Source organism: Cryobacterium sp. GrIS_2_6 (assembly GCF_035984545.1).
Classification (GTDB): domain Bacteria; phylum Actinomycetota; class Actinomycetes; order Actinomycetales; family Microbacteriaceae; genus Cryobacterium.
The window spans coordinates 420297-432014 of record NZ_JAXCHP010000001.1 but is presented as its reverse complement, the minus strand read 5'-3'; the positions used below and the strand labels follow the sequence as shown (position 1 = coordinate 432014).

15 protein-coding genes and 1 pseudogene are annotated in these 11718 nt (G+C 63.2%); 9 read left to right on the top strand and 7 right to left on the bottom strand.

All coding sequences use genetic code 11. The annotated features are described in order from the left end of the window. Positions 1-136 precede the first annotated feature (136 nt). Positions 137-307, bottom strand: a complete 171-nt coding sequence (locus RCH22_RS01970; protein ID WP_323508332.1) for a hypothetical protein — start codon at positions 305-307, stop codon at positions 137-139. 35 nt (positions 308-342) lie between these two features. Between RCH22_RS01970 and RCH22_RS01965 the strand changes: the two are divergent. Next, positions 343-459 (top strand): annotated as a pseudogene (locus RCH22_RS01965) (hypothetical protein); the annotation flags it as partial. A 216-nt stretch (positions 460-675) separates the two neighbouring features. Further along, positions 676-1611, top strand: coding sequence for a hypothetical protein (locus RCH22_RS01960; protein ID WP_323508357.1), 936 nt, complete (start codon positions 676-678; stop codon positions 1609-1611). Here the strand turns inward: RCH22_RS01960 and RCH22_RS01955 are convergent. After that, positions 1524-2897: a hypothetical protein gene (locus RCH22_RS01955; RefSeq protein ID WP_323508333.1), complete on the bottom strand. Its 1374-nt coding sequence runs from the start codon at positions 2895-2897 to the stop codon at positions 1524-1526. The two genes, RCH22_RS01960 and RCH22_RS01955, sit on opposite strands and share 88 nt — an antisense overlap. A 670-nt stretch (positions 2898-3567) precedes the next feature. Between RCH22_RS01955 and RCH22_RS01950 the strand changes: the two genes are divergently transcribed. The 5 genes from RCH22_RS01950 to RCH22_RS01930 are packed head-to-tail and all read left to right on the top strand — an operon-like array spanning position 3568 to position 5023. Further along, positions 3568-3948, top strand: a complete 381-nt coding sequence (locus tag RCH22_RS01950) for a hypothetical protein (RefSeq protein WP_327012621.1) — start codon at positions 3568-3570, stop codon at positions 3946-3948. Between the two features lie 5 nt (positions 3949-3953). Then, positions 3954-4226 carry a hypothetical protein gene (locus tag RCH22_RS01945; RefSeq protein ID WP_323508335.1) on the top strand — a complete coding sequence of 91 codons (273 nt, stop codon included), beginning with the start codon at positions 3954-3956 and terminating at the stop codon, positions 4224-4226. After that, positions 4226-4567 (top strand): hypothetical protein, encoded by a 342-nt coding sequence (locus RCH22_RS01940; protein WP_323508336.1) that lies wholly within the window; start codon positions 4226-4228, stop codon positions 4565-4567. Before RCH22_RS01945 ends, RCH22_RS01940 begins: the two co-directional genes overlap by 1 nt. Positions 4568-4595: 28 nt before the next feature. Further along, positions 4596-4886 (top strand): hypothetical protein, encoded by a 291-nt coding sequence (locus tag RCH22_RS01935; protein ID WP_323508337.1) that lies wholly within the window; start codon positions 4596-4598, stop codon positions 4884-4886. A gap of 5 nt (positions 4887-4891) precedes the next feature. Further along, a complete protein-coding gene (locus RCH22_RS01930) occupies positions 4892-5023 on the top strand; it encodes a hypothetical protein (RefSeq protein WP_327012620.1) in 132 nt (43 codons plus the stop codon). Positions 5024-5064: 41 nt separating this feature from the next. Here the strand turns inward: RCH22_RS01930 and RCH22_RS01925 are convergent, their stop codons facing one another. Next, complete coding sequence (locus RCH22_RS01925) at positions 5065-5421, bottom strand: hypothetical protein (protein ID WP_323508339.1); 357 nt, start codon at positions 5419-5421, stop codon at positions 5065-5067. Between the two features lie 206 nt (positions 5422-5627). Between RCH22_RS01925 and istA the strand changes: the two genes are divergently transcribed. Further along, the gene (gene istA, locus RCH22_RS01920) at positions 5628-7223 is read left to right on the top strand and encodes an IS21 family transposase (RefSeq protein WP_327012619.1); all 1596 of its coding nucleotides are present in this window, start codon (positions 5628-5630) and stop codon (positions 7221-7223) included. Beyond that, positions 7223-7990, top strand: coding sequence for an ATP-binding protein (locus RCH22_RS01915; RefSeq protein WP_323508341.1), 768 nt, complete (start codon positions 7223-7225; stop codon positions 7988-7990). Before istA ends, RCH22_RS01915 begins: the two co-directional genes overlap by 1 nt. A 500-nt stretch (positions 7991-8490) precedes the next feature. Here RCH22_RS01915 and RCH22_RS01910 read toward each other — a convergent pair whose 3' ends face one another. The 4 genes from RCH22_RS01910 to RCH22_RS01895 form a co-directional block, all read right to left on the bottom strand. After that, entirely contained in the window at positions 8491-8769 is a 279-nt protein-coding gene (locus tag RCH22_RS01910) for a hypothetical protein (RefSeq protein ID WP_323508342.1), read from the bottom strand. Next, positions 8766-8954, bottom strand: a complete 189-nt coding sequence (locus RCH22_RS01905) for a hypothetical protein (RefSeq protein ID WP_323508343.1) — start codon at positions 8952-8954, stop codon at positions 8766-8768. The genes RCH22_RS01910 and RCH22_RS01905 overlap by 4 nt, the downstream gene beginning before the upstream one ends. A gap of 45 nt (positions 8955-8999) precedes the next feature. Further along, a complete protein-coding gene (locus tag RCH22_RS01900) occupies positions 9000-10022 on the bottom strand; it encodes a hypothetical protein (protein ID WP_323508344.1) in 1023 nt (340 codons plus the stop codon). A gap of 258 nt (positions 10023-10280) precedes the next feature. After that, complete coding sequence (locus RCH22_RS01895; RefSeq protein ID WP_327012618.1) at positions 10281-11621, bottom strand: DNA polymerase; 1341 nt, start codon at positions 11619-11621, stop codon at positions 10281-10283. Positions 11622-11718 lie beyond the last annotated feature (97 nt).

The window sequence follows — 11718 nt, the reverse complement described above, 5'->3', positions numbered from 1 at the left end:
CGAAAACGATTGCCCTCGCCTCTTCGCGGCCGAGCAATGCCCGGGGTTAGACGCAAAAAAGGCGCACCTGACGCTGCAGGTACGCCGAAGGGACTCGCATTGCGGGTAAGCGGGGTGTGTTGGGAGCTGGCTAGTTCTAGCCGGGCGGTTGTAGACCCTCATCGTTGACGGGAGCGGGCCCGGCGCTCTGCCAGAACGTGCCCGGGAGCTCGCGGTTCTTTGCCGTCACCGCCGTGATCGCGAGTTTGCGCTTGTAGAAGCTCAGCATCTGACGCATGTTCTCGACCACAGAGGCGAGGGCGATCACGATGTACGTGAACGTGTTAACCGTTCCTCGCTGAAACCAACGGTGTCGTCGTCTTCCACGAACAGGTGATGCGCATCTTTGACGAGCTCACCGGCTGCGGGATGGGCCAAGCCGACGTGTTCCGCCGGCACGTCGGCAAATCCGGCGACCTCGCCGAGATCGAAACGTACGTGCGGGAGCAAGCTGCCACCCGCGGGTTCGAGCGCCCGGTCACCGACCGGGCATGGAAGGTTCTGTCCGGGTTTGGCAGTTTCGGCTTCGCCAAAGCCCGTGGGGCGGCGTCCGCCCGGACCTCCTACGAGAGCGCCTGGCTGAAAACGCATCACCCGGCACCCTTCTTCGCCGGGCTCCTCACCCACGACCCGGGCATGTGGCCCAAGGACCTCATCGTCGCCGAAGCCCGCAACCTCGGCGTTCCCGTCCTCGGCCTCGACATCCAGAAGTCAGCGTTGGAATATCGGGTCGAGCAGCAGGGCGACGGGCAGCTCGCCATCCGCCTCGCCCTGCCCGAACTCGCCGGATGCACCGCGACAGAGCGGCAGCGGATCGCAGAGCATCAGCCGTTCTCGTCCCTGCAGGATTTCCGGGACCGGGTGCGGCCGCGCCGGCGCACCTTCGAAGCCCTGGCCCGGGTCGGCGCCCTCGACTCGTTCATCGGCTACGACCGGGCCCGCCGCGGCGACCTGCTCGCCTACATCCAGGGCCTCGGCGGCCGCGCCCTCCCCGTCGGCCCCGACCAGCTCGCCTTCGACATCGAACTGCCACTGCCCGACTTCTACCGGTCGGTCACCGCCCTCGACCTCCGCGGCCGCACCCAAACAGACGTGGAACTCCGAGACCTCGGCCTCGCCGTCAGCCACCACCAAGTGACCCGGTTCTACCCCCTCTTCAAAGAACTCGGGGTCACGCCCGCGTCGGAGCTCGTGAACCTTCCGGGTGGCACCGAGGTCCTCGTCGCCGGGGTCCGCCGGGCCACCCACACGCCCCCGATGCGAAGCGGCAAACGCGTTGTGTTCCTCTCCCTCGACGACGGCACCGGGCCCGTCTCCAACGTGGTGTTCTTCCACGACGCACAGGCGCAGATCGCGGCACCGGTGTTCCGCACCCACTTCGCCCTCATCCGCGGGCGAACCCGTTGCACCGGTGCCCGCGGGGTTTCTCTGACCGGCGAGCAAATGTGGGACCTGCTGGACGTTGCGAGGAAAGTTCGGGCGCGTCAGGCCGCAGAGCGGGAACGGGCGCGGGTTGTAGTCGAGACGGAGGCTGCGGACAACGTCATCTGGCTGTGCAGGCGGAGGGCGTGAGGTTCCGTGCCGTATTCACGGGACGGGCGTTCCTCGAGACCCGCCTGAACGACTGCGTGGCCGAGTTTCGACGTGTACTTCGGGATACTGATGGTGATGTCCATTGCGTTCACATCGAACGTGAGCTCGGTGTTGGCCGATTGGAGTCTGGCCATTTCGTCGATGAGGTCAAGTTGGGCAGACATCGGTCCGGCGTCCTTGTCGTCGGAGACGCTGACGTTTCCGGACGAGAACCGGATGCCTGGAATTCCCGCAGCGACGGCCCGCGCATTCACCCTCTCCACTACCGATCTCAGCTTGGCGGGGTTGGACACCCAGACCTGGAGGATGTAGCCCATGTCGTACCCCTGCACTCCAGGTGTCACTTCGAGGAGCTTCAGTACGGCAAGAGTGTCGAGAGTTACCCCGTAAAACGAGGAAGTGGAAGACAGGGGAAGGCTTGGGTCGTAAGGGTTGTCCTTGGAACCACCCGAGCTCACAGAAAACTTCACGAAACTGAGCGCCGGGTCTGAGGCTAGCTCAAGAAAACGAGAGCGGATGGCTGCGGCGTCATTGGCTTTGGTCACCGCCACGTCCACCGCACTGCACAGGTCGAGACGGGCGCCCGTGACGCGCGAATCGGCGAGAAGATTGCGCGCTTCTGCGACAAGAGCCGCTTGTGGTGTGCACGTTAGCGACCCAGTGGGGTCGTTGTCGCCGACATGGAAATTCAAACTCGTCTTGTCGTCATAGACAGTGAGTTGGAGCTTTTCAGGGTTGGCATAGCGGGCATACACGTCTGCCAGCTGATCTCTGGACGTGGAGATCGAAGTGAAGGATTCGGAGGCGGCCACAGAGGTCACTCGCGGATCGTGGCTGACGGCCAAAGCCCTGTCCACTATCTGCGTGGTCACGTTCCGGTCCTCTTTTATCGCGAAGGAGGCGCTGCGGTAGTCAAGGTCGATATCCACCGTGTCTTGGGGAGCCTTGGCGGAATTGACGCGCCTGAGGTAGTCCGAAGCTTCGACTGCGAACTGGCGTACCTGACTCTCGGTGACGGAATCTCTGAGGGTGGCGGTGACTCTCGGGACGCACCAGCATGTGAACACCTTCGCGCTGCTAACGAGAGGACTGCCCTCAAGCCATGATTTGGCGGAGTTTCCAATAACGGAGCAGGAAGTCAGGAGGCCGATGGCGAGGACGCACAGCAACGCGAACGACGAAAGCTGTCGTCGATACCGCAACTTCACTGCGCCGACCCGTCTCTGGAACAGCGGCCCAACGATGTCTCCCGGTGTCTGATCCACCTATTCATTGCCCTCAGGATGTTGACTGTGCTCACCAAAACCCCCGTTTCGCTAATGACGACTGGTCCCGAAGCGAATCCATACACACCAAAATGCTGAGCACGCTTGAGCAAACCATATTGCTTGCAGAGTCGCGTTTCTCGCCCCAGACCAGGGGGTGTGTGGGCAAGCTCGCCAGCTTTTTGTTAGACGCTCAAGTGCGTTTTTTCGAACTGGCCTCGCTACTCGACAGTCTCCATACCGCCGTGGGAGCGTATCCCCGACGGACTGTGGTTGTTTGGCACTGCGACGAACGCATTCACCGCTACTCTGGCGGCATGCCCTGCCCAGACAGCACTCGCGACGCCAGCCGCGTCGTATTCGCTCTTGTGTCCTCGGCCGACGGTCGAATCTCATGAGGCCCACACCTGCACCGAGGGGCCGCCGAGTCCGGAACTGGATCGGCGTCATCGTCGGGCCCTTCGTCGCCCTGGAGATTCTGCTCCTCGGACTCGATCAGCCAAAACCACTTTTCTACATCCTAGAAGCGGCCATCGTCTTCGGGGCCTGGATCTATATGCTCATCCTTCTGGTTAAGATGCCACGAACCCCACGGAAATAGAGGGCCGCGCCGGTCTCCGGACCGAAGGGAACGGCGTCCGCCCCACCGAGCAAATCCATACCGTGGAAAATGTTCAGTTCTTCGCTGGAACGGTCCCGCGGCGAGAAGCGAAACTCCCCCGCACAGCTTGCCCAAACGGATTTCCCGAACCACCCCACCACACCCAACCCGCGAACGTTTAACATCTTCCGCATCACGACCAGCGCGGACGAAACCGTCACGTTCCTTCGAAGCCGGACTTCCGCTCACTCCGAGGTAGCGATCGGCGAGGGCGCTCCGCAGAGGGCGGCCGTCGGCTGTAACTTCGAGATTGGGGAGTCGGCCGTCGTCCAGTGGGCTGACGGCGGCGGTTGGACTGGCGGCCTGGTTGTTGACGTCGTGCAGATCGTGCAGATCGTGGAGATCGTGGAGATCGTGGAGATCGATTCTGACAATGTCCCGCGCATGTAAGAGTCATGCCCACCACACACGACTTGACTCAACTCTCGCTCTTCCGTATCACCACCACCCGCGAGGTGATCCTCCACGCCAGGCACATTGTCACCGGCCGGGCTATGGCCTCGCCGGCCGAGGGCATTCCGTACGCACCATGCGCTGGGGTCCGGCTGGAGTCGGGTACTCCTGCATTGATCGACTTCATCGACGTTGACCGTGCCGTCCACTTCACCGGAGGCATCGTGCTTTCGGTCGAGCAGCTGCCCGGTCCGCCCTTCGAGCCCCTACCGTGATGGACAACGGCCTCGGGCCTCGCCTAATAAACCTTGGGTCCCTCCGCGGGTGGAGCTACACAGCAATCACGGATGCAGAGATCGTCGTCGTCCGAATCTATAAGAACGGCTCTATCAAGATAGGCCGCGGCGTTGCCAGAGGCAGCTCTGGACCGCACCTGACCGCCGACGGTCGAATGTACGCCGTCGACCTCTTTGAGCTTGCCAAAGGCGCCTGTGGCTGGTGGTCCTTCCGTGACCCAGACGACGTGACCGGAGAAGTCGGGACGACCGCCGCTCCCATCCTCTGGATCGACGCCGAGCCGCTTCCAGAAATACGCCCTGAATGGCGGACCTCCTGACCGAGCCAGCCCCGCGCATGAAGCAGGCATGAACCAGCTCACAAGCGCAGACTCGCCCGGCATCTACACGGCTACCGGCGACGGCACCGTCGGCATCATAGAGATCGGCGCCGACGGCCACACGGTTATCGCCTGGTTACTGCACGAGGTCGCCGATGACGACGACAGCTACCCGGAAGACGAGCGGCCCGGCGGCCCCATCAACGACCTCAACCTCACGATCGGCGAGCCCGGCATCCTCCACGGCGCCGGCACCATCGGTGATGCGGAGCTTGGTGTCATTGTCACCATCACAAAACTCAGTCCGCGGGTAGCCTGACCGATATGGAACCCTCGAAGGACAGCGAGCAGGCCAAACTGCCGGTGGGCGATGAAGCGTGGGCGGCCGGCGTTGAGTTGCGCGGGGACGAAGTGTGGCTGGGAACGGAAGAGCTTGGGTTGAGTACGGAGGCATGAAGAAGCCCGACCAAGACCCCGCCTGGTCGGGCTTGGTGGTGCTACGCGGCGGTAGTAACGCTGAAGTGAATGCGGCCGGCATCGTCGACATCTGAGCCGATTCCGGCGCTCAGTCCAGCATCTTGGCACCAGTCGGAGACTGCCGTTTCAACAGCGTCTAAGAATGTATCTGCGTCGGCGTTCGAAGCACCTTTCAGCAGCGTAGAAAGGTTGATGGGGTCCTGCCCGAACCCGTCGACGTAGAGGTCGAACGTCGAGCTTGGAGTAGTGAGACCTTCCCGACCCTCGGCGTCACTCTCTTCGAGGTTCGCGAAGGCGCAGATGAGATCGGCTGACCCTGAATCTTCGATCTCGCTGAGGATTGCTGCGTGCACTGTCTCGCTGATTACCTTTGACATATCTTTACTTCCTTTGGCCTTGCAGTTGTGTGTAGCCAGTCTGATTGCGGGTTCGTCACGTGGATGGCGAGTAGCCCTTGTTGGTACCTTCAGTCCACGTAGTTGGTACCCCTCGTTCTGGGTAGTTGGTACGGCCTGACCTTTTCCGATTCTCTAGTCGAAGCGGGGGCACAACGGTGTCGCTGCTTCGATGAGACGGAGGCAGTATGGCCAACTACCGGAAGATCATGGAGCTCGTGCTCCAGGGGCGCAGCTACAACGAGATCGTCGAGATCGTCGGGTGCTCCCGGCGCGACATCTCGGCGGTGAAGAAGACCATCACCGCTCGCAGCATCACGGCGGGGTCGGCGGAATCGATGACCGACACCGACATTCAGGCGCTCTTCCCCGACGGGCGTAAACGGGTCTCTGACGAGTACGAGGCCCCGGACTTTCCCGCCGTGCTGCGGTCGATGAAAGCCAACCGGCACTTCACCCTGCAGCAGAGCTGGCGCAAGTATGTCGGTGTCAGCGGGCAGAGCAAGAAGTATGGGTATGCGCAGTACTGCCACCTGTTCGGTGAGCACCTGCGGACCAATGACCTGGTCGCGACGCTGCAGCACGAGCCCGGCCGGGCGATGCTCATCGACTGGGCCGGCGACACCATCGACCTGGCGGACGCGGTCACCGGTGAGACCACCCGCGCCTATCTGTTCCTGGCGGTGCTGCCGTTTTCCGGGGCGCTGTTCTGCCACGCGACGACGAACATGAAGTCCGAGGCCTGGCTTGACGCCCACGTGAGGGCGTTCTCTTTCTTCGGCGGCGTCCCGCAGATCCTCGTCCCGGACAATCCCACCACCGCGACCCACCGGCGCACCCAGGGAGACACGGAACGGATCGTCAACGCCCGCTACCAGCAGCTCGCCGACCACTACGGCACCGCGGTCGTTCCCGCCCGAGTTCGCCGCCCGCGTGACAAGGCGGCCGTGGAATCGGCGGTGAACGTCGTGAACAAACGCGTCATCGGCTACCTCGCCGAGGATGTCTTCACCACCCTCGGCGAGTTGAACGCCGAGATCGCAGTGCGGGTGAAGGAGATCAACCATGACATCCGCCGGGCGAACGACACCACCCGGTGGGAGGTATTTCAGGCCGAGGAAGCCGCCCAGCTGGGCCCACTGCCGGGCGACCGGTTCGAGGAAGTGGAGTGGAAAGAACTCAAGGCCGGCCGCAACTACCACCTCAGCTGCGACGGGCAGCACTACTCCGTCCCGTTCAAGATGGCGGGCCGGCTGCTGCGGGTGAGGCTGACGTCATCACGGGTGACAGTGTTCGACGGTCAGGACATCGTCTCCGAACACGCCCGCAAGCTCGGCCGGAAGGGCCAGTACTCCACCCTCCCCGAGCATGTCCCGACCCAGCACCGCGACATCGAGGGGCTGTGGTCCCGGCGCTGGTTCGTGGACCGCGCCCGCTCCTTCGGCCCGGCGACAGTGACGGTCATCGAGCAGGTCCTCGACCGGCAGAAGATCGAGGCGCAGGGGTATCTGGACTGCCAGAACATCCTCGAGGGCCTCGGCAAAAGGAACCGGGGGCGGCTGGAAGCGACCTGCCAGGAGCTGATCAACCAGCGCGGCCACGCCACGTATTCGACGCTGAAGCGGATGATGGCCGCGATCGACAGCGACCGCAAACGGCCCGGCCCGCTCATCCCCGCGGCCTCGACACGGAAACCGGCCAGCACCGTCGCGTTCCGCGACACCCTTCTGGACGTCTATGTCCGCGACGCCTCCCACTACGCCCGCGGAACGGAAGAACTCTGATGTTCACCAGCATCGACTACGACAAATTCCGGGCCCTGAGGGTCACCCACGTCGCGACCCGGTTCGAGGAACTCATCCGGGACGAGACCAACGACACCCTCACCCCGGAACAGCTGTTTCTGACCGCGATCGACTACGCGCTCGAGCAGCGACGACACAGCCGGATCGAGAAACTCATCCGGCAGGCGAAGTTCCCGATCCCGAACGCGTCGGTCGCTGAGCTCGACTACCGCGAAGGCCGTGGCATCACCCCGGTCCGGATGCGCCGATACGCGGCTCATTCCTGGCGGGCCGATCCGACGAACCTGCTCATCATCTCGCCCAGCGGCGGCGGCAAGAGCTATCTCGCCTGCGCGATCGGGATCGCCGCCTGCCTGAACGAGCACACCGTCACCTACGCACGGATGGACGACCTCGCCCGGCGCCTGATCATCAGCCGAGGCGATGGCATCGCCCACCAGCGACTGCTCAACGAGCTCTCCGACGTCGACCTGCTCATCATCGACGACTTCCTCACCGTCGGCATCGACAGCGACGCCGCCAGCGACCTGTTCGCGGTGCTGGCGAACAGGGAGCACCGCCTACCGACCGTGATCGCCTCCCAGTCCGGGCCGGCCTACTGGGTCGAGGCCCTCCCGGATCGAGTGGCGGCGGACTCGATCGTGAACCGGCTCGCGAACCATTCCCGCACCATCAACCTGGGCCGCGTCGACATGCGCAAGCTACGCGACGACACCGCCCGCGCCAACAAGGAACACTGGGAATAGGACTCACCGGGGCGGTGCTGGCAGCGGCGGTCAACGACCCGCTGCCAGTACCACCTCGCCAGAAAACCAGTACCACCTGAGTGGACTAGAGGTTCCAACTACGACTACTCGCCACGTGGAAATGCATGCTTGCGCAAGAAGTTCCGGTTCGCCCTGAAGTGAGGGTACGAAACGTTCGGGGTATGAAGGAGGAAGGCTCGTGACGTCGGTCCGATGGAGGAGCCGCCGTTCCTTATACTCCGGGCTGCTGGATAGAAGTCTGGCCGTTTTCATCGACGCCGCGTTCCGGCCGGGCCGATGCCATCTCCACCCGGCGCTGGCCGAGCTTGGCCCGTTTCTAACTTTTCGTGTAAGCGGTCCAACCGGTCACGGATCGTTCTCTGAAGTCTGACCGGAGCGACGCCGTTTCGGCAGCCTCCTCGATTGCGAGCTCCCAGACCTCGGAACCGGGTCTGGCTTCATCCGCTGGTCAGCAAGCGCAGTGTTGCAGGGATCGGCGTTCATGCCGCCCCCGTCTGGTCTTGCCCACGCTTGGAAACAGCGGCACACAGCTCACGCTTACGCTCTACCTCAGCGATCGCCCTGTGCACTGATTCCAAGTATCCTTCATTGCCGATTTCACCGGTCGCGTATTCAGCGGAGTACAGGTCCGCTTCCAGGTCATAAGGTGTACCGTCGCAGCAGTACACGCTGTCCTCGTCATCCCAGGAGCTGGCGACATATGTCTCCTCGCAGTCTGGGCAGAGGTGCTCGTTCAGGACCTCTTCTGCTTTGCTCACGATGCCGCCACCATCCGGTTGAGAGTATCTAGGCGTGCGGTCCGTGACTCGGCGAACCCGAGCTTGGCGATTGTGACGATGGTCACGTATATCGCGTCGTCGATTGCCTTCCTTGTGACCTGCAGTTCGATGAGTTCGGCTTTCAGGACGGCGACGCGGGGCGCGGTGGCGGTCAGTACAGGCATTTGTAAGTGTCCATTTCGAGGTGGTGGGGCGGAAGGTTTCGTGTTCTAAATGGACTGCGCGTGCCCGGACCCAAGATTCAGGGCTTCCAGCGCCTGGATTGCGATCTTTTTGGCTTTCGCGATGGACTTCTTGTGCTTGATGAGTTCCTTTGTCCGCGCCTTGACTGCGGCGCTCGGCAGAGGAGCAGCAGCCAGGATGTTCAAGGTTGAGTTCATGATGTTCTTCACTGCGAGCGGGTCGGCGGTTCCTGCGGCGCCGCGTTCGACCAGAAGCACGCCTGCGTCGCCGGCGGAGTTGCCGAGGATGAGGCTGGCGGTCTGCTTGAAAATTGCGGTTGGGATGTTGAGCTGTTCCGGGATGCCAGCCACACGGACTTCGACACCGCCGTGCATGACTGTCCGCGCAACGGCACAGCGCGTCACGGCGTCGTAGGCGCTTCTCGCCGAGGTTGTCTCCGACCCTCGCTCAAGGATCGCCTCGACGAGAGCCCCTGCTGTGTGGAAATCGATGCCAGTCAGACACAGCAGCTCGACCACCCCGTTGAGAGCAGCGGAGCAGAATGCAGTCGCGTCAGCGCCCGCGGCCCGCCGCTCAGCTTCAATGGATACGGAGTCTTCCTGCAGCCCCATGGTCTTTGAACCGTCGTCCGCGAACACGACTGTGAGGGGGTTGCAGGTGCCATCGTCGTTCACTTTTCCCGTGAAGCCGTTGCGCCGGTCGGAATCGTGGCTCTCGCGGAGCCGGTCCAGCTTGTTCGCGTGACCGAGCCGTGTCGCCAGGATTTTATTCGTGTAGGCCCAGGGGGTGAGGACGTCGGCCATCTTCGGGCTGCTCCAGACCTCCCACAGATATGACGCCAGGTCCGTTGAGAACGTGCCCGGGACCATCTCGGCTGCCGTCGCGAGGTCGTACTTGCGAGCGAACCCCTTGAACTCAGTCACGCCGGCTGCGAGGAGCGCGACCGCGCGAGGTGCTCGCCATATTCGGGTCTTCTCGCGGTTACTGGCGTTGAGGAGGTCCGCACGGAGAGCGGCCAGCTCCTGGGCGAGGTGCAAATCCAGCGCCATAAGGTGCGCGGCGTTAATGCCAGCGCGGCGTGCAGGAGCGGTTGCCTTTCGCGCCTGTGCAGTTATGACTACTGGTCGTACGGTTGCTTCTCGTGCCCGGTCCACTGGTGCCCCTTGGGATATGGGGCATCACCTTTGTTCTGCCCTCCCTCTTGGGGCATGTGGCGACCAGAGGGGCACTCAGGAAGGCGTTATGGAACTGTTACCAACGTCACTGGGTGAGGCGAGCGATGGAGCGGCGATCTGCCTGCACGGGGATCAGTGGTTGGGCTGGGCCCAGCGGCCGAAGGAGACCTTTGCCTTGCTGGTGAGAATCACTCCCTGGCCTAGGTCGACCGTCATCGCGGCGAGCAGCATCTCGGCATACTCAGCCGCGCGTCCAGTCGGCGCCAGAATGAATAGCTCGTCATGAAGCGGGATGAACAGACTCTCCGCGCCCATCGATACGACTGTCGCGCGCACTGCCGCTCCGTAGGCATCCCGAGCCGAACTTTGGACCTGCAGATTCGTCGCGATCGCATGCCGGGTCTCATACGTCCGCCCGTCGAGCACAGGGAGCGGCCGACCCCAGAGGGTGGTCAATACCTCACCGCGGCGACTGCGCTCGGTCTGCTCCGCACAGAACTCGACGACATCGGGGAAGAGCCGTCTCATGCCGGCGTGTGTTGCGTTGGCCTGTGCGGCGCCGGCCGTCTTGGCGAGCGTCGATTCTTTCTGCCCATACAGGAAAGCGATGAACCGAACTTTTTCGGTCTTCCGGTCCTGGCCGGTGAATGCCGCCAGATCGGCGTACGGGTCCCCGTCGAGGACGCTTCGGGTGAAGGTCTCCGAACCGATGAGGCGGGCCAGTACCCGCCCCTCTTGATTGCTGTGATCGACCGAGACGACGTCGTGGCCGGGCTCGGCCAGGAAAAGGAACCGCAGCTCTTTCATCACGCTCATGAGCCCCGGCGCCCGTCCGCTCATGCGCCCCGTGGCTGCGAAGTTCGTCCGCCACACCGGGTGGACCCGACCTGCCGGCGTGATCTTCTCCACGAGGCCATCGAGGATCTGTGTGCGTTTCAGAGTCGAGTGAGCCTTGGTGTATCGGGCCCACGCGTCCGCACTGGCCACGGGCATGTTCGTAATGTCGCACTTCCCGGGCAGCGCCCAGCCGTACTCACCGGTCCGGGTATAGCCGACTCCGATCCGGTCGAGGAATTTCGACTTCTTCCAATCCGAGACGCGGACGTCGACACCCAGTTCGCGCTTCATAATGTCTAGTTCGCGGTGGCGGATCTGGCGTTGTTCCTGCACGGCGAATCGATCGATCATGTAGCCGCGCCGGGCAACTTCGCGCCACAGTTGATCTTCGCTTTCGACTTGCCGTGCGATTCGCTTGGCAGCTTCCGGAGCGGCGCTGTGCGCCTGCATGAGGACGGCGAGAGGGGCGCCAGCCGTTGGCATCATCTTGTCCTTCAGCGGTGCCAGAGCCTGGTCCAGGACCCGCCCGTTGCGGATCCTCGGATTGCCGAGAGCCACAAGGAACGCCCGGTGATCACTGTCCATTTGGGCGGCATCCTCGGAGTAGACCGGGCGATCGCCGAGAGCCGCGAACATCGATAGTCCCTCCTCGACACCGGCGGCAGTGAACGTTTCACCAGCCGCCGAGTACAGGCGAACTGCTGGCCGTCCGGTGCTGATCCGGACGGCCAGA